This window comes from Leptolyngbya sp. FACHB-671 (assembly GCF_014695745.1).
In the GTDB taxonomy this organism is placed as follows: domain Bacteria; phylum Cyanobacteriota; class Cyanobacteriia; order Elainellales; family Elainellaceae; genus JAAUTN01.
Genome location: NZ_JACJOV010000067.1, coordinates 36,385 through 56,707 on the forward strand (window position 1 = coordinate 36,385; position 20,323 = coordinate 56,707).

Here is a 20,323-nt window from a genome sequence, read left to right on the forward strand (position 1 = left end):
GTTTCTTGTCGTCCTATATATGACTAGTCATATATTAGCATGGGAACATACTAGCCCCCTGAGTGTGGCTTGTCCCATCTTTTGTTCGGTAAACCGTAAGCTACTACAGAGCCGCCATTGAGTTGCGATATTGGATTACAACGTTTCTCTAAAAAGAGGTTACAGATGGTTATTCAAAGCAACGGTGAGTTCGGGTCATACAGTTTCGTCCTCTTTAGGAAACAGGAAACGACTGACGCGATGCACCAACGTGGTTGACACCGAAAATAAGGTAAAACCAATCAGCGGATGGGCGATCGCCAATGGAATCGGCGTTTTGAGATGAATGGTGAGAAATTGCAATCCCAGCAGAACTGGCAGACTGGCAGTGAGGCTTTGCACCCGACGAGGAAGGGTGATGCGATATGCCCAGACCAACAAAATGAGAGACAAGCTGCTGTAGCCGCGCACCAGCCATACATGAATCTTCCACCATTCAGGGTGATAGAAATAAGCCAATCCCACCGTCAACACTTGAGCGTTGAGGCAAAGGTTAAAAATCACGACGAGAATAAAAAATCCCAGCAGTTTCCAAGACACCGTTTTTTGAGCTGTGATGGGACTTACAGTTTCTGAGGAGAGTGACATAACGTCTACAGAGTGATATCGGATGGCAACACGACCAGATTAAAAGCAGCCAACCCGCACGCATAGACCTCGTTCGAGTACACTTTGGTGCTACCTCAACAGAAATTTCCTTGCAGTTTTTACTTCAAGCGATCGCCTCAACCTGATTCGGTCTACCCTTCAATAACAGGCTGATTCCTCCTTAAAGTCATCCCTTCACAATTCTCCAAATTCGTATCTTATTTAACATGAACTAAACCTTAAAAACACTGGATAAAGTCTTTTCCCCTGATAGCATCTAAAAACTGTTTCAGGGTAGGGAACTATGGGTGTTAAGTTTTTTTCTGCGATTCTAGTTGCATCACTATCCTTAACGAGTTCCCTTGCATCGATTCAGCCTGCCGCTTCTGCGGTGTCTAATACCCCTTTACCTAGTGATGCGCCTATTGAAGTGGCGATCGCCCAAGAGCCTGATCTGCCTGAATCTGACTTAGCAAGCTTATCCTTCCCCGCTACTCAGTGGTTGATCGCGCTTGGATTGATTGGAGGGGCGATCGCGATCGGCTTTGGTGTCTATCGATACAACCAAAACGAACGCTGGTACCGAATTGAGTTTTTACGTAAAACTGTCAAAGAATTTGAGCAAGATCCAGACATTTGGAAAGCGCTCAAGATTCTGGACTTTGAGGAATATCGAGATTACGAAATTAAAAACGGAGAAGACAAAATCGTTTTTCGGGTCAATAACGAACTGCTTTGTCGGGCACTAGGAACCCACGAAGACCGCAGAATTTATCAGAAAGAAATCGATCAGCTTCAGCAAAAAGTTAATGCCGCAGAACAGGGAAGTACCGTCGATGAAGAAACCTTAGAAGGATACAAAAAAAAGCTGCGGCAATATCACATTGAAACCGGGCTGCGAGACTGGTTCAACAAAATGCTAAATGGGCTTGAGCATTTTGGCTACTTTGTTGAATCAGGCATGTTCACTGTTGATGAAATTCGCCCCTGGATGATTTACTGGATTCGACTTATTGCCGACCAGGAATATAAACGTCAGGACGCTTCCAAATTTTATGATCAGCTTTATACCTACATTCATAGATATGGTTTTTCAGGTGTAATCAAACTCTTTGAGCGGTTTGGTTATCGCATTTTACCGACCCCCTACAAAGAATTTGACTTCACTGACTTGTCAAAAGGTTTACACGAATTTGATCTTCAAACTGCGCTCAGCTTAGCCAAAGCGGCCAATTTAGTTTACTCAGATTTGAGTTATATCAAAGAAATTTGTGTCCGCCGATGGGGCATTCAAGACCTAGAAAACTTTAAATATCTCAACAACCGTGAGCGAGACACCCAGGCTTTTATGTTTAAGACAAAAGATTATGTCATCATCGCTTTTCGCGGCAGTCAAGAAATACAAGATTGGAGAACAAACGCCAGAACACGCTTTGAAAAGTTTGCCATTGCCACAAGTATGGAACCTTTAGATGAAGATACGACTCCACCGATTGGTCAGGTACATCGAGGTTTCCAAGCAGCATGGCGGAGTGTAGAAGAAGGTGTGTTAAAACAGCTTGAAATTTGGGGTGCAGGACGAAAATCTAATTTCCCAATTTTCATCACCGGACATAGTTTAGGTGGCGCACTAGCAACAGTTGCCGCATCCTCGTTAGTCAAACGAGGACGGAAGAATATCCAGGGTGTTTACACGTTTGGGCAGCCCCGCGTGGGAGATTTGGTGTTTGTGAATGAAATTGGTCGAGCATTAAAAGGAAAAGTTTTTCGATTTGTCAACAACAATGACATTGTGCCTCGCGTACCGCCGCCTTATTTGCCCTGGAATCCTACACATATTTATATTCACCTGGGGACAACGTTCTATTTCAACGCTTTTGGGGGTTTAGTTAAACAACCCGGGTGGCTCTATCGGCGGTTTGATTCTCTCATTGGGTTTAGCCGTGCTGTATTTAAGCAAGGTTTAGATGCAATCAATGACCACCGCGTAGAGTTTTACATTAGCAATCTCGAAAAAGCCCTGGAAATTGAAAAAGAACGTCAGGTGCTTGAATCTGAAGAAAGGGAAATAAGTAGCCAGTGAGCTACTTGCCGCCCACAAATGGGGTTGCCCAAAAATCCCAATTTTCTTTGTTGAAGGGCGATCGCCACTTATAAATCAAAGCCGACTCTAACCGCTGTCGGGGGCGAGTTGCTACGGGTGCTTCGGCCCAAAATGCGATACCTAACATAGACGTGAGTTGATGCTGATAGTGAATCTGTCGGTAATTCAGCAGATAGCGCTTGCAGTCGTGTACGCCTTTCCAGCGTTGATTTGACTTTACTGTCTCACCCACATAGAGCAAAATCGGTAGCTCATAATCGATCACAAAATAGAGAGCTGCCGTACCCTGATCTGCTGCTTTCCAACGCCAAAATTCTGTATTCTGTTGCGGCAGGTTGAATGGGTTAATACCGTCAGGGTCAGGCTGGGTTGAACTAGAAGTAAGTCCCGGATCAAACAGCGTTCCTTGCTCTGTCGGAGGGCTGATTTTCACCTGTTGCTGATATTGAAAGATGCGCTGCTTCCAGGATTGCAAAGCAACACAGTCCATTTCTAAAAACTCTTCCTGTCGTCCTAAGCTTCGGTAGCCGCGCAGATCTTCTGGAGAAAAAAGCAGAAGCTGATCGTCGCTCACGATGGCTAAACCTCTATCCATAGCGTATTTACTTCATACACTACGCTAAATATGTTGTAGAGGAAACCCATCTGGAATAGGGGTTAGGAGGGGGCGATCGCCCTCCTATTTGTAACGAAATTTTTCCTTACGACACAAATCTTTCTAATCGCATAATCTTTCTCAAGCTATATTGATCCTGACTCTGCACTCTCCGCAATACGCGCAACACAGACAGTAGATTTACTCATTAGTCAGCGCTGGTCTATCCTCGGTCAATCCTCAGTTCATCCTTGTTTTTGCTTCATTAATACCTGTCAGTTTTGGTCTGTAAGTAGTGAGTGCTTAGCAATGCTCGGTCATTTGATACGCAGGTTCGATGTTAAAAGCCCAAACACAATTCACCCTTAGGAGGCACCTGAGTGGACATCGTAGACTTCAAGCAGCAGTATTTGCAGGGACGACGAGACTTTAGAGAAATCGACCTAACCGGAGCAAACTTAAACTGGACAAACCTGATCGGAATTGATTTAAGCGGCGCAAATCTGCAAAACGCCAGGTTCAGTGCAGCAACTCTTAGACAGGCAAAACTCGTTGGCGCAAATCTTCAAGGGGCAAACCTGCGGGCGGCTGACCTGAGAAATGCAAATTTGACAGGTGCAAACTTAAAAAGTGCTAATTTAGGGCGGGCTGATTTGATGGATATCACCCTGGAAACAGCCGATTTAACCCATGCAGATCTGACGGAGACAATTTCTAAACAGGCAAAGCTACGAAACGCCAACTTGTATGGAGCCAACCTGGGTGGATTAGATCTGAGCCATGCTGACTTGGCAGGTGCAGATCTGCGAAGCACAAACCTAATGTCAGTCAATCTTACAGAAGCCAACCTCCAGGGGGCAAACCTCAGTCAACAAGACCTCACAGGCGCAAACTTGAGAGGCGCTAATTTGAGAGGCGCTAATTTGAGTGAAACCCGGTTGAGCCAAGCTGAACTATATGGAGCTGATTTGAGTGAAGCAAACTTGACCCATGCTTGCCTGGAGCAAGCAAAGCTAGCTGGAGCAAGGCTTCCCGTTTGTTTGCTGTGAATCGTGTGTGCTGTCAGTTCGTGTGTTTCTTTGTATATAGTGCTAGTTACTTGAGTTAGAAAAAAGAAGGCAGGGCTAAGCCCTGCCTTCTTTTTTCTAACCTTTCCTCGTTTTTATAACTTGCTAATAACCAGGACAATTCCTCAACCGTCCGCCAAAGTTTTGTGTCTGGACAGGGTTCTCACACTAAATAGAGTGACACAGTGAGAAAAGCGGGTGACAGTTGACAATTTGGAATTGAACTGACGTGAGCTACATCTATTCCCCAGCATGATGCAGGTATTAATTGCTGCGTGATTAGCAGTGTGGCGAAGCTACGCTACCATTCACGCTTCACAACGTGCTTTACGTAGGAATTGATTTAAACGCTGCAAACCGCAAGCAATTGAATCGATCGTTTATAGCCACAATTCCGCTATACATATTCTTTTGGGTGAGCGTCGGAGTATGTCGTTTCAACCAGACCGATTGATTGAGCTAAAACTAGTAACTCAAGCCCAAGCAGAATTATTGCAAGGTCTGGAAACCTGGTTGAGCCTTGACTTGATTTCTGCTGATGATATCGAGCTGACGCTCCTTTTAGGGAAAGTTCCAACTCGGTCAGAGCTATCTCAGCCAGCCATTCAGCTTGACTTTAGCACTCAGATTTCGCCTCAAAAGCTGCTGGAAGGATTAGACGCATGGCATCGCTTAGGGTTGCTGTCAGGTCAGGTTGAGGTAAAGCTTTCATGCTTGGCTCACTCCAATCTGCTTAAGGGGTTAGAGGTTTTGCTAGAGCTAGGGCTACTCTCTGAAACCCAGGTTAAGGCGTTGGGTCAGGCAAATCTTGCCTGCGATTTACAGAAGGCGGAGGCAGATGATTTTGCGCCGATTGCCCCTCCTCAACCTGTGAAATCGCGAAAACCCGCCCCTACCCCAAAGCCACCTGAACCTGCTGCGCCTGGTCTAGTCGCACAAATGCTGCATTCGCTGATGGCGGAACTCAGCGTCCTGTGGCTATTGCTGCTAGGGATGTTTTTGGTGGTGGTTTCCTCTGGCGTGTTGGCAGCTAGTCAGTGGCAGCGATTCCCGGCAGCGGGACAGTACGGCATTTTGTTGTTTTACACGCTGGGCTTTTGGGGTGCGAGCATTTGGGCAGGAAAGCAGCAAAACTTACGGCTAACGGCTCAGGCGCTACGGGTGGTGAGTCTGCTGTTGCTGCCCGTGAACTTTTTAGCGATGGATAGCTTTGGGTTGTGGAGAAGCTTGCTGGGAGCAGGAATTGCAGCGATCGCCACTCTCACCCTCACCGCGCTCGCAATCTACCATTTCCGGGCAAATCGTCAGGACCCCCAGCAGACTCAACTGACATTGGTAAATCATCTAGGGCTGAGTTACCTGCAATGGGGCTGGGGGTTACCTGGATTTGCCCTAATTGCCGTCTATGCGGGCGTGATCGCAACAGCGGCGATTACCTTGCTTCAACGTCATCGAGAAACTTCACTAGAGCGTCCGTTCCGTCCATTCAGCCTGAATCGAGCGCTAATTATCTATGCCCTGGCAATTTTGCTGATTCGAGCAATCTTTATTGCTGAAGTAGAGGTTGAGCAGCTAGGTTTAGCCGTCGGCATTTGCGGCTTCCTGCTGGCATGGCTAGCCCGTCAGGAAATCCGTCAACCGCAGCGATCGCCCCTCCCTTCTCCCCCTCTCCCCCTTCAACCCGCAACCTGGGAAGCCACTGGAGGAATTCTACTGGGGCTAGGCTGGATCGTCTCAGTTGGCTCAGTTCCCTGGCAAGCTCTAGGCGTCAGCGGACTGGGGCTATGGTTCTTTGGCGATCGCCTCTACCGTTTTCGCTACCGCCACGATCTGGTGATCCTGTTCCTAATTGGGTTGCAGATGCACTGGCTAGCGTGGCGATTGCTGCCATTGGTTGTGCAGCAGCAAGCTGTAACACTAGCAACACAGCTTACCGGAACTCAATCTAACCCGGATGTGCTGCTTTGCCTGGGGCTGTTTCCTTACTTAGTCTTAACGGTCGTAACAGCAGATTGGCTAGACCGCCGACAGCAGCGAAATTTGACAGCCTGCGCCGATCAAATTGCCATTGGGTTTGGGGTAGTGCTGCTGTTGCTGAGCTTATTTAGCCCCATCCTCAGAACGATAACCTTTGCGCTTTCTACCTCGACGTTAGCGATCGCCAATCACCAGCGCTGGATCAGAGGCAGTGCTCTCCTCTCTTTGCCACAAAGCGCTAAAGTCAGCGAACTCATCCGCATCGGTAGCACAACTTCTGAACCGCTATCCTCTACCTCCTCCCGATCCACGCCTCCATCCTTTCTCGCCTCGCACCGCTCCTTGTCTTATCTAATCCACTTGGGAGGACTAGCTACCGTTCTGTCGGCTGTTGACTGGATTCTACCGACGCTGAATCTAGGCTTCTGGGCAGGCATTTTGCTAGTGCTGTCAGTCAGTGAACTGGTGCTGAGCTTGGGGCTTCACACCACCAATCGGCGGAGTGGGGAAGGAAATAGGAATTGGGCGATCGCCTTCTGGACGCAAAACCGCCCCAATCGACTTCATACTGCCTACCCACCTGCACTCTGGCGACAAAGTTTTTGGACATTCGGTTTCATCTTGGCAGCTTTGAGCTTTGGACTCTTCTGGTTAAACAATCTTTTGCTGTCGGGTGCAGAGACAAGCTTTGGGCAACACGGGGTCAGTCCAAAAGGGTGGGGAATGCTCTGGCTAGTAGTGCCACTGTCTCTCACTTGGATTGCCAGTCTCACCCGTCCGCCCCATCGCCAAACGGCAAGTTGGGCTGGCGTTTGGACATTAATGTTGGTTCAGGTGCTAACTCTGCCGCTACCTACGCTTCGACTGGTTGGGCTGGGACTGGCAACCGGGCTAATGGTGCTGCATACGCGCACTTTGCGTCATCTAGCCGCTGCCGCGATCGCCGTTGGCTTTGGCTTAGGGTTTGTCGTAACGCTCCTAGCAGAAGGATTGCCCGGATTTCCGCAGCTTTCGGCGCGAGACTGGCTGCTAGTGGTAGCAACTCTGCTGACAGTGCTTTGGGTCTGGCGGAGTGTCCTGTTGCGCCGTTCAACCCCATTGTCCCAGCTTTACGCCAGAGCAATGGATGGATGGGCGATCGCCCTCTACCTAATTGAATTACTCTGCCTCACCTTTGACTCGCTCGGTGTTTATTGGGATCTCTTGCCTGCCTCTGTCTTGGCGATTAGCTCCGTTGCGGTGATACTGGGGGCGATCGCCTACCGAGGCTGGCAAAATCCCACTAATTGGGCAATTTACGGCTTTGGCTGGGGTTTAGAAGTTCTAACGATTGAAATTTTGGGGTTAACGGGTCGCTCTATAGCGGCACTGGCGATCGCCAATCTGGCGTTAGGGTTAGCCTCCCAACTGGTTGGTGACTGGTGGAATCGCCGCTCTGATAACCGTCAAATTCTCAGCAGTTGGCACGTCATGCCGCTTGTCTACGGAGCATTAGGTGCAACTCTGCGTTGGGGAATTGTTGAAGACTGGACAGGCTTAAGCACGCTGGGTCTATCGCTGATTGCCATTGGCGTAGGTCGCCGCAAGGAATCCTTTAAGCCGCTGATCTATCTAGCGTTAGCAGGTCTGTTTGCTTCGGGCTGCGAGATTCTGCTCTACCAGGTTGCTGAACTCAGAGCTGGGGATCAACTCGTGGCGCTCGCCGCCCTCGCAACCAGTTTCGTCTACGTCTACCGCATTCTGACCCCGTGGCTGATTCCCTTCCTGCGACTGAATACAGACGAGCTAACAACAATCGCTCACCTACATTGGGCACTAGGCAGCATTTTTCTGGTTGCCGCAACTCAACACCCAGTCTCAACCTACGATCTGCTAGCAGTGGGAACGGGAATATTCCTTGTGCGCTATGCCCTTGCTCAAGGACGCATTCAGGACAATCCTAGAGACGCTGACGGTTGGGTTTACGCAGGCATCTTAGAAGCAGTGGGAATTGCGGTGTACGGACTCACGCTATTACCCGACGATCTGCTAGCTCAAATCTTGCCCTGGCGTGGGGCGATCGCCACTCTCTTCGCCTGCATCCTGCACCTGTTGCCCTGGCAGGAGTGGGGTTGGCGATCGCAACCCTGGCAGCGATCGGCTTACGTTTTACCCCTGGCAGCTTTGATCTTGAGCAATGCCAGCATTCAGCCGCTTAGTTTAGTCATTGCTGCAGCGGGTTATCTTTTATTTGCCCAAACCCAGCACCAGATTCGCCTGACGTATCTCAGCTTGCTGTTAGTGGAATGGGCGATCGCCCTCTGGCTAACTGACACTCAGCGCACCTTTGACTTGCTCTATCCCAGCCTGGTTGGGCTATTTACTCTTTATGTCGCTCAAGTTGACCCAGACCTAAAGCACCCAAACGCGCATCGCCTGCGCCACCTCTTGCGAACGCTGGGATCGGGCATCATTTGCCTATTTGCCCTGCTGTTTCATCACCAAACGGGAATCTTGCCCGGTATCATCAGCTTAGTGACACTTTTCGCAGGACTTTCCCTGCGCGTCCGGGCGTTCCTCTACGTCGGAACAATTACCTTCCTGGTTAATGCTTTTTACCAACTGGTCATTCTGATCTTTGACTACCCGCTGCTAAAGTGGATCGTTGGCTTAATGGTCGGAATCGCCTTCATCTGGCTAGCTGCCAACTTTGAAACGCGTCGCAGTCAGCTTGGCTCCTTATTGAGAAACTGGTTTACCGACTTGCAGGGATGGCAGTAGCTGCAAGTCATAAACCGCTACCACCCCCCTTCATGTCAATCAATTTCAGCAACACCAACTCCGTTTGGGCATCGGTTTTCGTGGAAACGCTCAGCCGACTGGGACTCAAAACAGCAATTATCTGTCCGGGATCACGCTCCACCCCATTAACATTAGCCTTTGCAGCACATCAGGATATTGAGGCGATCGCCATTCTAGATGAGCGTTCCGCCGCTTTCTTTGCCTTGGGGATTGCCCGCAAATCCGGTCTACCCGTCGTCCTGGTCTGCACCTCCGGTACAGCAGGCGCAAACTTCTACCCTGCCGTGATTGAAGCCAGAGAAAGCCGCATCCCACTGCTTATTCTCACTGCCGATCGCCCTCCCGAACTGCGCGAGTGCAACGCCGGTCAAACTATTGACCAACAAAAACTCTATGGCACCTTTCCAAACTGGTACAGCGAGCTCACTCTCCCCTCGCTGGAGCTAGACACCCTCGCCTACCTCCGCCAAACGACCCTGTATGCCTGGGAAAAAACCCTTTACCCCATCCCCGGACCCGTCCACCTCAACCAACCCTTCCGCGATCCCCTCGCTCCCCTTCCCCAAGCCACCGCCCAATCGCTTCAAGCTCAGTTCCCCAAAAACTTCTTTGCGGCCCTTACTCCCTTACTTCTCACCCCTAATCCCCAAACGTCAATCCCCAAACCTCAGTCTTCAAAGGGCATCTTGATCGCTGGAATTGCCCAACCTCAATCACCCCGACGTTACTGTGAAGCGATCGCCCACCTCGCTAAGACCCTGGGCTTTCCCGTTCTGGCAGAAGGGCTATCTCCGGTGCGAAACTACGCCGACCTCAACCCCTACCTAATTTCCACCTACGACCTGATCTTGAGGAATTCGCAGTTTGCCGAAAAACTCACTCCAGAACTGGTGATTCGCATTGGAGAAATGCCCACCAGTAAAGAATTGCGTCAGTGGTTAGCAAAAACCCAACCCACCCAGTGGGTCGTGGATGAGAGCGATCGTAACCTCGATCCGACTCACGGCAGAACCACCCATCTACGCTGTTCCGTTGAACAATTTGCCGCAGGACTACACCAGGAATCCACTCCGCCCAACTCCTACCTTGACCATTGGCTTACAGCCGAAACTCAGGTCAGACAAACTCTGGATAAAACCTTAAGCCAGACGGAATCCTTATTTGAAGGAAAAGTTGCCTGGTTGCTGTCGCGCTGTTTACCTGAAGGCACTCCTTTATTCATCGCCAACAGTATGCCCGTGCGAGATGTGGAATGGTTTTGGCAACCCGGAAACCGCCACATTCAGCCCTGGTTTAACCGAGGTGCAAATGGCATTGACGGAACGCTTTCCACTGCTCTAGGAGTGGCTCATCGTCACCAGAGCAGCGTGTTACTCACTGGAGATCTGGCGCTGCTGCATGACACCAACGGCTTTTTGATCTCTCGTAAGTTTATTGGACATCTCACCATCGTGCTAATCAATAACGACGGTGGCGGCATTTTTGAGATGTTGGCGATCGCCCAATTTGACCCACCCTTTGAAGAATTCTTTGCGGTTCCCCAGTCCATCCACTTCAGCCAACTTTGTGCCACCTATGGTGTTGAACATGAACTAATTCAATCCTGGGAACAGTTGCAGCAGCGGTTAAGCTTTCTTCCCGAAACGGGTATCCGAGTTTTAGAAGTGCAAACCGATCGCAAAATCGACTCAGCTTGGAGAAAAGAACATCTGGGGCAGTTTGCAGCAGAACTGTAGATCATCTTGGAGATCATTCAACACTTCGGAGTAATCCTTGCTCTAACACCAGATCTACCCCTAATGTTTTGTATCCCGCATCGTCAAAAAGGATAACCATTTTGTCTCCCTCGTAGCGCATCACCATTCCCTCACCGAGTGACTGGTGTTTCACACGACTGTTAAGTGGAAAGGGTTGTTTTGCATCTTCAATGGTGATTCCGGCTTCGCAGCGATCGCACTTCCCACAAGGCGCATCAAACTCTTCCCCGAAGTAGTTGAGCATATATTTGCGCCGACAGTCTTGTACTTCGGCGTAACCACGCATCATTTCTAGCCGCGATCGCTCATACTGTTGATGACGCTCTTGCACCTCAATCGCTTCTGCCGCGACCTGATCTAAATTGAGAGGTTCGGTTGCAGTAACTTCCCCAGAAGGGAGAATGGCGATCGCATCCACGGCTTCTAAATGTCCCAAGGCCGTCTGCACCTTGGATTTAGAGAGATTAGTTTGAGTTTTTAGCGTCTTCAAATCAATGGGTTCCTTCTGCGCTTGAACCACAGTCGCAACTTGTTCTACTTGCTCCAGGTCAATTTGTCCACTGCTGGCAAAGAAGCGGCGCAGATTCAAATCATCCGGGTGATAAAACAAGATTGCTTTTGCAGACTCACCATCCCGCCCTGCCCGACCAATCTCCTGATAGTAAGCATCGACTGAATCGCTGATACTGTGGTGAAACACAAAACGCACGTTTGGCTTATCCACACCCATACCAAAAGCAGTCGTCGCAACAATGACTTCTGCCTCATCTCCCATAAAGGCAATTTGTGCTGCTTCCCGATCTTTTGCTTTCATGCCAGCGTGGTAAAAGATGGCATTAATGTTTTGCGCCTGAAGTAACTCCGCAACTTCTTCTGCCTGTTTGCGAGTTGCAGCGTAGACGATACCGGGCTTCTCAGCTTTCACGACTGCTTTAATGAGTGCCTGCTGTTTCTCACTTTTGTCTTCAAACCGCAATGCTCCTAGCCAAATATTGGGGCGGTCGAATCCTTGCACCACAATGTGCGGATCGCGCATCTCCAAACGCTCAACAATCTCTGCTCGCACGGGTGGTGCAGCCGTTGCAGTAAGTGCTAACACCAGTGGATGATCTAACGCTTCAACAAGAGTGCCTAACCGCAGATAGTCAGGGCGAAAGTCATGTCCCCACTCACTAATACAGTGAGCTTCATCGACCACAAATAGAGAAGGTTTAACTGCCTGTAGCTTCTCCAAAGTTTCTGGATTGTTGAACTGTTCTGGAGCCAAAAACATAAACTCCAAATCGCCTTTTTCCAGGTCTTCAAAGGCTTCAGTGCGATCGCTCGCTTTCATCGTAGAGTTTACCTGAATCGCACCGCCCACATCCTGTGCTTCTATTGCATCTACTTGATCTTGTTGCAACGCAATCAAAGGCGAAATCACCACCGTTGCACCCGGAGTCAACAGTGCTGCAATCTGATAAATTGCAGACTTCCCTGACCCCGTTGGCATCACCGCCAGCGTATCGTGACCGTTGAGCAAAGCCTGAATTGCCGTCTCTTGCCCACCCCGCAACGTCTCATAGCCAAACCACTCCTTGGCAACCCGCCGCACTCGCTGAACATTCTTTTTGCTTGCCATCGTTCCCTTTCCTGTACGGATTGCCTTTGAGAAATTGCTATAGACGAAAGTAACGAGTGTCGCTGTAGCAATCCGTCTGTCTAGAGATATGGCTTTAAGATGAGATTCTGAAGACACCAATAGAGAGTTCAGGATAGACGTGACGGAAGCTAAAAACAGGGAAACTGCCGATATTTTGATTCTTTCAAATGGGCCAGGCGAGTTAACAACCTGGGTGCGACCTGTGGTGAACGCGTTACGGCAACAGTTGGGTAAACGTGACGAGGTAAGAATCTCACTAGTCTTATCCCCCTGTCCTAATGCCAGCGGTCGAGAAGTGGCGATCGCCCAACGCTACCGTGAAATCGATCGCATTCAAGCCGCCGAACACTTTTTCCCGTTTTTGCTCTGGGGCAAAACTACCGAAAACTGGGACTGGCGCGATCGCGGTGTGGTCGTATTTCTGGGTGGCGATCAGTTCTTCCCGGTGGTGATTGGCAAACGCTTAGGCTACCGCACCGTCATTTATGGAGAATGGGATACCCGCTGGCACCGCTGGATCGATCGCTTTGGGGTAATGAAACCGGAGCTAATTGACCGGGCATCCCCTCAATATGCTGACAAATTTACCGTTGTAGGGGATTTGATGGCAGATACGGCAACCGTCAGGAATTTACCTTTGCCAGAGAGTATCTTATCCCAAGCCCCCAACCCCCCAAGTGCTTTAAAGGTTGATTCTTCAGACGCTTCGTCCATTAACAATCAACCTTTAAAACACTCCCCAGAGACAGAGCTAATTGGAATGTTACCTGGGTCAAAGGCAGCAAAGCTGGCTCAAGGTGTACCGCTAGCATTGGCGATCGCTCGTCACTTGCACGCTGCCCGTCCCCAAACCCGGTTTGTCATTCCGGTTGCGCCCACTCTGGAACTGCAAACCCTGGCTCGATTTGCTGACCCTCAGCAAAACCCGGTCATTCACCAGTTGGGTAACGTATCGGCTGAACTAATTACCAGCCAGGGTCAACCTTTCCTCAAGACTTCGGATGGACTACGGATCGAGCTATACACCGATTCGCCTGCTTATGATTTGTTGACCCAATGTCGCCTTTGCCTGACCACGGTAGGAGCCAACACAGCAGAACTGGGTTCATTGGCAGTGCCCATGATTGTGTTGTTACCCACCCAGCAACTCGATGCAATGCGAGCCTGGGATGGCTTACCCGGATTGCTGGCTAATCTGCCGGGAGTCGGTTCCGCTTTCGCCAAACTGATCAACTGGCTATTTTTGCGGAAATCTCGACTGTTGGCATGGCCCAACATTTGGGCAGGGGAAGCCATTGTGCCTGAACTGGTCGGACAACTTCAGCCCCAGCAAATTGCTGACCTTGCGCTTGATCTGCTCACCCATCCTAAGAAGTTAGAGCAAATGCGCGATCGCCTGCGTCAAAGTCGAGGCACATCGGGTGCAGCAAGCAAACTAGCAGCTTTAGTAATTGAGGAACTGAATCAAGATTGAGGAACTGAATCAAGGGAGATCATCAAACCTTCCGTAAGTCAGAAGACAGATTTGGAACAGGCAGGGTAAGTTACGATTCTAAACAAAACTATCAGGACAAGCCTGTGGTTCCTCTACGTGACGATAATCCAACACAAATCACTCCATACGTAACCTACGGGCTGATTCTGCTCAATATCCTGGTTTTTTTCTATGAAGCTAGCCTATCGCCACCTGCGCTAGAAGCATTTTTTCGAGGATGGGCAGTCGTCCCCGCAGAACTGACCGCAAGCTTTCAAGGACAAGCCACTTCTGCTACTGGTCCAGAGTGGCTCACACTGATTACATCCCAATTTCTGCATGGCGGTTTCCTCCACTTGGGGGGCAACATGCTTTACCTGTGGATCTTTGGCAACAACGTTGAAGAGAGGTTGGGACGAGTCAAATACCTTATCTTTTATCTGCTGTGCGGTATTCTAGCTTCTCTAGCACAGTGGTATTTTGCTCAAGGGTCTAACATTCCCTCTCTTGGAGCCAGTGGGGCGATCGCAGGTGTAATGGGAGCTTACATTCTTAGATTCCCTCAAGCTAAAGTGCTAACGCTGATTCCCCTCGGCTTTTTGCTGTACCCAATTCGCATTCCGGCCCTCTTTTTCCTGGGAATCTGGTTTGGGCAGCAGGCGCTTTATGGTTTAGTTAGCCTCAATGCCCCCACCAACATCGGCATGGAAAGCGGCGGCATTGCCTACTGGGCTCATGCCGGAGGATTTGTCGTGGGTGCAGTGCTAGGTCCATTGTTTGGCTTGTTTAGCGATGCAGGCAAAGCCCCAGCCCGTCGCTATCGTTAAAGTCCTTGCTTGAAAATCCATGCTTGCAGTGCAACGCGGATCAGTATTAAGATTGTAGACTGTGTCGAATTAAGCTAAGTCATGCCTAAACTCAAAACTCGCAAAGCTGCTGCAAAGCGTTTTCGGCGCAGCGGCAGCGGTAAGCTGATGCGTCGGAAAGCATTCAAGAATCACATGCTTGAGCACAAGAACGCAAAGCGCAGAAGCCGTCTTTCTAAAATCTCGCTGGTTGACGAGCGTGATGCTGAAAACGTTGAACTGATGCTCCCCTATCTCTAGGGGTTAGGAGCTAGGGGCTAAGGGCTAGAAATGCTCTGAATCCTTAAGCTCACTTCCCACAACCGCCCCCAAGTATTTCGCGTACATCGATATCGATAAGGATTTCTAACAATGACAAGGGTTAAGCGCGGGAATGTGGCTCGTAAACGCCGCAATAAAATTCTGAAACTCGCTAAAGGGTTTCGCGGCTCCCATTCCAAGCTATTTCGGACTGCTAACCAGCAAGTAATGAAGGCATTGCGAAATGCCTATCGCGATCGCCGCAAGCGTAAGCGTGATTTTCGTCGGCTGTGGATTACTCGCATCAACGCAGCCGCTCGACTGCACGGCATGAGCTATAGCCAACTCATCGGTAATCTGAAGAAAGCGGATGTCCAGATTAACCGCAAGATGCTGGCACAAATGGCAATTCTCGATCCAGCAGGTTTTGGCAAAGTCGTTGAGGTAGCTGCGGCTCAAACTCAACGCAAGTCTGCTTAAGAATAAGACACTGTAGGGGCTTGGCAATGCTAAGCCCCTATCAATTTCAGACCTATTTCATTCTCAAGCCAGGTAGATTTCTACTGTGCGAAACCCGATTCTTCATCTCAGTCTTGGTCTTGGCTTGAGCATTGGGCTGATTGCAGGGAATTTTTGGGCTTCTCAGATTGCTGAGGCAGCAGAACTAGAGGAAATTCAGGAACGAGGCTACCTGATCGTAGCGGTGAAAGACAATGTGCCGCCGCTAGGGTTTAGAAACGAGGCAGGCGAGCTGGCAGGGCTGGAAGTTGACCTGGCTCGTCAATTAGCACAAGAGCTTTTAGGCAGTTCGGATGCGGTGGTGCTACAACCCGTGGCAAATCAGGAGCGGCTGTCAGCGGTGCTGCAAGGTGAAGTTGACATGGCGATCGCCAGAGTCACCGTTACCGCTTCTCGTTCCCGCGTTATTGACTTCAGCCTTCCCTACTATTTGGATGGCACTGCTCTAATCACGCCAGATCCAGCTGTGCAGCAGTTTGCAGACCTGCGGGGGCAAACAATCGCCGTCCTCAACGGCTCCAGCACCATTTCTGTGGTGCGCTCGCGCCTTCCTTCGGTGCGCATAACAGGCGTTGAATCTTACGAAGCGGCTCAGCCTCTACTGGAATCGGGAGAAGCGATCGCTTTCGCCGCCGATGCGAGCGTTCTCAGCGGTTGGGTACAGGAAAATCCTGATTATCATTTGCTGCCGACGCTGCTATCAGCCGAAGCATTATCTGTCGTCATGCCCAGAGGCGTACAGTACGACGATTTGCGCCGCCGAGTAAATGAAGCGATCGCCCGCCTACACGAAGAAGGCTGGTTAGAGGAACGCGCTACTTACTGGGGACTGCCGTAGAAGAAACCGTATAAATGGGTTTTCTTTTTCACCCCTCATCCCTCATCCTTCTGCTGTACCCTGAGAAAGTAAAGACAAAAGATTTTTCAGTTGATGGAAGGTTATGGACGATAGCATTCTTCCAGTTGTCTATCTCAGCATCCTGGTGGTTTTGCTGTTTGGTGCAGGCATAGCGCTGTTTCGCCAGGTGCTTAAAACTCGGCGGGTTGAAACCACGCTCTCACGATTGCAAAACAAACTTAACAAAGAGAAGGGCACTGCCCAGGAATATTACGAGTTAGGCAGTATTTTTCTCGATAAAAAGCTGTATTCACAGGCGATCGCCCAGTTCCAGAAAGCCCTCAAAGCAAAAGATTTGGAACCGGGAGAGAATGCAGCCCTGGTACTTAATGCGCTGGGGTTTACCTACGCGGCTCAAGAGCAGTATGACCTGGCAATTCGGCAATACAAAGATGCGCTAGAGCAAGACCCAGGATACGTGACCGCCCTGAACAACATGGGCTTTGCTTATGAGAAAAAGCAGTTGATTGCCCAGGCAGTTGAAGCTTATGAGGCAGCCTTGGAGAGAGAGCCTAAAAATTCGATCGCCAAACGACGCGCTGAAGCGCTCAAAAAGCGGATTGCCTCACCTGCTTAAGTCTGGTCTGGTATAGTCGTTGGTCATTCGCTGCCCATCCCAGCTCGCGGCTAGCGCCTGACCAATGACCCCAATTAACCATGATTCATAATCAATCTGCACAACGCTCTAGTACCGTTGGGGCTGCACTGGTGATGCTTTCGGCCAGTGGGTTTGCAACGCTGCCAATCTTGGGAAAGTTTGCCTACGCAGATGGGCTTGATTTACCTAGCACTCTGTTTTGGCGATTTGCCGGAGCGGCGGTTGTGCTGTGGATGTGGATGCTATGGCGGGGCAATTGGCGATTGCCCGTGCAGCAGGCGATCGCCTCTACGCTTTTGGGGGCAATTGGGTTTGCGATTCAGTCAGGTTTGTTTTTTGCGGCCCTCAACTATGCGGGGGCAGGCATTACGTCGCTGCTGCTTTATACCTATCCTGCCTTTGTCACCCTACTGGGCTGGTGGCTAGAGGGCGATCGCCCCAGTTCTCCCCAGCTCGTTGCCCTGATGCTGGCGTTTGTGGGTTGCTTGCTGACCATTGATTTGAGTGGGGCAAGCGCTACACCTATGGGATTAGGATTGGCGATCGCATCTGGAGCCTGGTATGCCCTCTATCTGACTTTTAGCGCTCGCGTTATTCGTGCCGTTCCACCTGTCACCATGACTGCTTACCTGTCAACGGGAGCGGGCATTTCATTTATCAGTATTACCTTGTTAGGAAGTGGGCTGGATTTTCCCTACAGTGTGCCATCAGGACTGACGCTCACGGGAATCGTCGTCATTGCGACCGTCATTCCCATCGTTAGTATATTTGAAGGAATTCGGCGACTCGGAACCTCTCAGGCTGCAATCCTTTCCACCTTAGAACCCATCGTTACAGTTCTATTAGGCATTGCTTTTCTTAATGAAGCATTGTCAGTCAAGCAAATTCTTGGCGGCTTGCTGGTCATTGCCTCTGTCATTGTTCTACGGGCTTCTCCGCAAAAAAGTCCTGACAGTTAGATCAAATCCCGTACCAGCCCAACATAAACGCCCTGAATATCCACAACAGAAACATTCACATTGGTGGGTGGATACATCGGGTTAGCGGGTTTCAGCGTCACAGTATTTAACTTGCGAAAAAAGCACTTTAAAGTTGTTTTTCCTTCAACTCTGGCTGCAACGATTGTGCCATTCTTAATTGCTTTTTGGTCAGAAGGCGGCTTCATAATGACGACATCACCGTTGTCAATCAATGCACCAATCATGCTGTCTCCCCGCACTCTTAAAGCAAAACATTGAGAGACTTCGTAGACCGACATTCTTCTAAATTGCGGAAAACAGAAAAGGTTGATTCGTTCAACTTCCTGATCGGGAAAAACCTCGGTCAAACTGTGGGCTGAAATCGTTCCCCAAATTGGCACCATCCCCACTTTGGGAGAAAGCAGTTGATAGGCACGAGAATGGCTACCGCTCCAGTCTAACCATCCTTTTTCTCGCAGCTTTTTCAAGTGATAGCGCACCGCAGACACGGATTTCCAGCCGATCGCCTCCCGCAACTGTTGAGTCGAGGGAGAGTAGCTGTGCTGAAAAATATATTCTTCAAGCCAATCTAGAAGACGCTGCTGAACTTCGGTGAGAGATTCCATAGGAATATGCAAGACCAGGACATTTGTACTACTATACCTGCGATCTCAACTGATAATGCGCCTGAATCTGAAATTTTCGCTGCATTTTCTATAGCAGGGGTGATTCACTAAAGATGGGGCAATTGCATAATACTCAATGGCTTGTTGACCTGAATTTACTCAAAAAAGAGGCAGCTGTGATTCATCCTGGTGTGACTAGAATTTTGCTGACGGGGGCGATCGCGCTAACGGGAATAACGCAAGCCGCTTGGGCCATTCCACTCACCTCAAGCCCGCAACCAGAAGATTTGGCTCAGGTTGAAGCGAGCGAAGACAACATTACACCCGCTGCCACACCTTCAGAAGCAGCACCCAGCGACCTCAACGGAACTCAACTACTACTGACCGATCAAACAGAGCAATCTCCTGAGTTCTCGCAATTTTTGTCCCAGGTGCAGCAAGCAGTGCGCGATCGCAACGCCGACTTCATGCGCAGTATCATCACGCCTTACACCCTATTTGGAGACGATGGTGACTTGGTTCGATTTGAAAACTTTAACCTCGACAGCCCCACCGACCCTTTCTGGTTTTACATGGAGCGAGCCCTTTCAGACGGCTGTGTAATTGAAGCAAATAACTTACAGCCTGTTTGGGAAGCTGACCAAACCTGGCTCTGCCCCATTGCACTGTCTGCTTTTGATGCAGCACTCGCAGAACAGCTAGAGCTAGACCAACCCAGCATCACTCCTTACGAAGAACACGTCGTTGTAATTGGGCAAGACGTAAGCGTTCGCACCCAGCCCAATATCAACAGCCCTGTGATTCAAACCCTTTCAAATGAAATTGTGCGGTTGAATCGCCAAACCTTTCAGGCGGTTCCTTTCCAGTCACAAGCAGAAATCTTTAGCTTCAACAACCCCGTTGGCTGGATTCCGGTGATTTTGCCGGACGGGCAGAACGGCTACGTCTCCACTCAAAATGCTTATCAACCCACCGGTACACGAGTTACATTTGCTGAAGTGGAAGGCGTTCTGAAACTGCAAATGCTAACAATAGTTGATTAAAGTTAACTAAAATTTATTTATTGTTGTCCTATCGTGTAAATGCGCAGTTTAATAGCATAGGGTCATGGAGGAGGAGACACATCTTCCTTTTGCTTTTTAAAAATCAATCGCTATAGCTAGACGGAAATGACTGCATAGCAAATAAATTATGTAAAAGCAACACCAAGAAATTGCTATGGTTCATATTCCTGACTGCATGAGCGGCAGAGCGTTATTCTGGTTTTGGATTCAGTTTGTGACAGTAGATCAACAAGAGGCTGCAAGAAACAACTTTTTGCGGTTTGTGGTTTCTGTAGAGTTGATCGCCCAGTACCAACAGTGGATCGCCGCTGGCATAGATGCTGACGACTATGTTTTAGAGTCCACCAGAAGACAGCTAAACAAATACAATCAAACCTTGAGAACCCGCAGCCAAATCTTACGGGCTAAGAGCCGTCTTTACGTTGGTAAAAGTCAATTGCTCAGAGCGCGCAGCAAACAACTGGTTCGGAAGAATCAGTTGATGTAACTAAGTTGTCGCCGCAATTCTCATCTGCAGGTAGGCTCAGCA

General features: G+C 49.6%; 17 protein-coding genes. 13 read left to right on the forward strand and 4 right to left on the reverse strand.

The genetic code is table 11. From position 1 onward, the window contains the following. Positions 1-195: 195 nt before the first annotated feature. Entirely contained in the window at positions 196-627 is a 432-nt protein-coding gene (locus H6F93_RS08125; RefSeq protein WP_190680025.1) for a DUF6220 domain-containing protein, read from the reverse strand. 304 nt (positions 628-931) lie between these two features. Here H6F93_RS08125 and H6F93_RS08130 point away from each other — a divergent pair, with 304 nt between their 5' ends. Further along, positions 932-2,710 carry a lipase family protein gene (locus tag H6F93_RS08130; RefSeq protein ID WP_190680026.1) on the forward strand — a complete coding sequence of 593 codons (1,779 nt, stop codon included), beginning with the start codon at positions 932-934 and terminating at the stop codon, positions 2,708-2,710. Between the two features lies 1 nt (position 2,711). Here H6F93_RS08130 and H6F93_RS08135 read toward each other — a convergent pair whose 3' ends face one another. Further along, positions 2,712-3,326: a GIY-YIG nuclease family protein gene (locus tag H6F93_RS08135; RefSeq protein ID WP_199313559.1), complete on the reverse strand. Its 615-nt coding sequence runs from the start codon at positions 3,324-3,326 to the stop codon at positions 2,712-2,714. A gap of 380 nt (positions 3,327-3,706) precedes the next feature. Here H6F93_RS08135 and H6F93_RS08140 point away from each other — a divergent pair, with 380 nt between their 5' ends. The 3 genes from H6F93_RS08140 to menD all read left to right on the forward strand — a co-directional run bounded on the left by H6F93_RS08140 (position 3,707) and on the right by menD (position 10,887). Next, entirely contained in the window at positions 3,707-4,375 is a 669-nt protein-coding gene (locus tag H6F93_RS08140; protein ID WP_190644529.1) for a pentapeptide repeat-containing protein, read from the forward strand. Positions 4,376-4,822: 447 nt separating this feature from the next. Continuing rightward, positions 4,823-9,130 carry a DUF2157 domain-containing protein gene (locus tag H6F93_RS08145; protein WP_190680027.1) on the forward strand — a complete coding sequence of 1,436 codons (4,308 nt, stop codon included), beginning with the start codon at positions 4,823-4,825 and terminating at the stop codon, positions 9,128-9,130. After that, positions 9,121-10,887, forward strand: a complete 1,767-nt coding sequence (gene menD / locus H6F93_RS08150) for a 2-succinyl-5-enolpyruvyl-6-hydroxy-3-cyclohexene-1-carboxylic-acid synthase (protein WP_242043352.1) — start codon at positions 9,121-9,123, stop codon at positions 10,885-10,887. The genes H6F93_RS08145 and menD overlap by 10 nt, the downstream gene beginning before the upstream one ends. 13 nt (positions 10,888-10,900) lie before the next feature. On the opposite strand, the gene H6F93_RS08155 is transcribed toward menD, so the two are convergent. Then, positions 10,901-12,529, reverse strand: coding sequence for a RecQ family ATP-dependent DNA helicase (locus H6F93_RS08155; RefSeq protein WP_190680028.1), 1,629 nt, complete (start codon positions 12,527-12,529; stop codon positions 10,901-10,903). A gap of 223 nt (positions 12,530-12,752) precedes the next feature. Between H6F93_RS08155 and H6F93_RS08160 the strand changes: the two genes are divergently transcribed. From H6F93_RS08160 to H6F93_RS08190, 7 genes are all read left to right on the forward strand, one after another. Continuing rightward, on the forward strand, positions 12,753-14,024 hold the full coding sequence (locus H6F93_RS08160; RefSeq protein WP_347277262.1) for a glycosyltransferase family protein: 1,272 nt from the start codon (positions 12,753-12,755) through the stop codon (positions 14,022-14,024). A gap of 104 nt (positions 14,025-14,128) precedes the next feature. Next, positions 14,129-14,851, forward strand: a complete 723-nt coding sequence (locus H6F93_RS08165) for a rhomboid family intramembrane serine protease (RefSeq protein ID WP_190641634.1) — start codon at positions 14,129-14,131, stop codon at positions 14,849-14,851. 81 nt (positions 14,852-14,932) lie between these two features. After that, complete coding sequence (rpmI, locus tag H6F93_RS08170) at positions 14,933-15,130, forward strand: 50S ribosomal protein L35 (protein ID WP_190641635.1); 198 nt, start codon at positions 14,933-14,935, stop codon at positions 15,128-15,130. 111 nt (positions 15,131-15,241) lie between these two features. Then, positions 15,242-15,610: a 50S ribosomal protein L20 gene (gene rplT, locus H6F93_RS08175; protein ID WP_190641636.1), complete on the forward strand. Its 369-nt coding sequence runs from the start codon at positions 15,242-15,244 to the stop codon at positions 15,608-15,610. 85 nt (positions 15,611-15,695) lie between these two features. Then, the gene (locus H6F93_RS08180) at positions 15,696-16,487 is read left to right on the forward strand and encodes a transporter substrate-binding domain-containing protein (RefSeq protein WP_524537915.1); all 792 of its coding nucleotides are present in this window, start codon (positions 15,696-15,698) and stop codon (positions 16,485-16,487) included. A 103-nt stretch (positions 16,488-16,590) separates the two neighbouring features. Beyond that, complete coding sequence (locus H6F93_RS08185) at positions 16,591-17,124, forward strand: tetratricopeptide repeat protein (protein ID WP_190641637.1); 534 nt, start codon at positions 16,591-16,593, stop codon at positions 17,122-17,124. Positions 17,125-17,204: 80 nt separating this feature from the next. Further along, positions 17,205-18,104 (forward strand): DMT family transporter, encoded by a 900-nt coding sequence (locus H6F93_RS08190; RefSeq protein ID WP_190680030.1) that lies wholly within the window; start codon positions 17,205-17,207, stop codon positions 18,102-18,104. Here H6F93_RS08190 and lexA read toward each other — a convergent pair. Beyond that, complete coding sequence (lexA, locus tag H6F93_RS08195) at positions 18,101-18,730, reverse strand: transcriptional repressor LexA (protein ID WP_190680031.1); 630 nt, start codon at positions 18,728-18,730, stop codon at positions 18,101-18,103. The two genes, H6F93_RS08190 and lexA, sit on opposite strands and share 4 nt — an antisense overlap. Before the next feature lie 113 nt (positions 18,731-18,843). Between lexA and H6F93_RS08200 the strand changes: the two genes are divergently transcribed. Next, positions 18,844-19,773, forward strand: a complete 930-nt coding sequence (locus tag H6F93_RS08200; RefSeq protein ID WP_190680032.1) for an SH3 domain-containing protein — start codon at positions 18,844-18,846, stop codon at positions 19,771-19,773. A gap of 175 nt (positions 19,774-19,948) precedes the next feature. Next, entirely contained in the window at positions 19,949-20,281 is a 333-nt protein-coding gene (locus H6F93_RS08205) for a hypothetical protein (RefSeq protein ID WP_190680033.1), read from the forward strand. Positions 20,282-20,323: the final 42 nt, after the last annotated feature.

Coding starts and splice junctions, on each gene's coding strand:
- H6F93_RS08145 (WP_190680027.1), top strand. CDS start 4,823: ATGTCGTTTCAACCAGACCGATTGATTGAGCTAAAACTAGTAACTCAA.
- rpmI (WP_190641635.1), top strand. CDS start 14,933: ATGCCTAAACTCAAAACTCGCAAAGCTGCTGCAAAGCGTTTTCGGCGC.
- H6F93_RS08185 (WP_190641637.1), top strand. CDS start 16,591: ATGGACGATAGCATTCTTCCAGTTGTCTATCTCAGCATCCTGGTGGTT.
- H6F93_RS08205 (WP_190680033.1), top strand. CDS start 19,949: ATGGTTCATATTCCTGACTGCATGAGCGGCAGAGCGTTATTCTGGTTT.
- H6F93_RS08200 (WP_190680032.1), top strand. CDS start 18,844: ATGGGGCAATTGCATAATACTCAATGGCTTGTTGACCTGAATTTACTC.
- H6F93_RS08190 (WP_190680030.1), top strand. CDS start 17,205: ATGATTCATAATCAATCTGCACAACGCTCTAGTACCGTTGGGGCTGCA.
- H6F93_RS08135 (WP_199313559.1), bottom strand. CDS start 3,326: ATGGATAGAGGTTTAGCCATCGTGAGCGACGATCAGCTTCTGCTTTTT.
- lexA (WP_190680031.1), bottom strand. CDS start 18,730: ATGGAATCTCTCACCGAAGTTCAGCAGCGTCTTCTAGATTGGCTTGAA.
- H6F93_RS08125 (WP_190680025.1), bottom strand. CDS start 627: ATGTCACTCTCCTCAGAAACTGTAAGTCCCATCACAGCTCAAAAAACG.
- rplT (WP_190641636.1), top strand. CDS start 15,242: ATGACAAGGGTTAAGCGCGGGAATGTGGCTCGTAAACGCCGCAATAAA.
- H6F93_RS08155 (WP_190680028.1), bottom strand. CDS start 12,529: ATGGCAAGCAAAAAGAATGTTCAGCGAGTGCGGCGGGTTGCCAAGGAG.
- menD (WP_242043352.1), top strand. CDS start 9,121: ATGGCAGTAGCTGCAAGTCATAAACCGCTACCACCCCCCTTCATGTCA.
- H6F93_RS08130 (WP_190680026.1), top strand. CDS start 932: ATGGGTGTTAAGTTTTTTTCTGCGATTCTAGTTGCATCACTATCCTTA.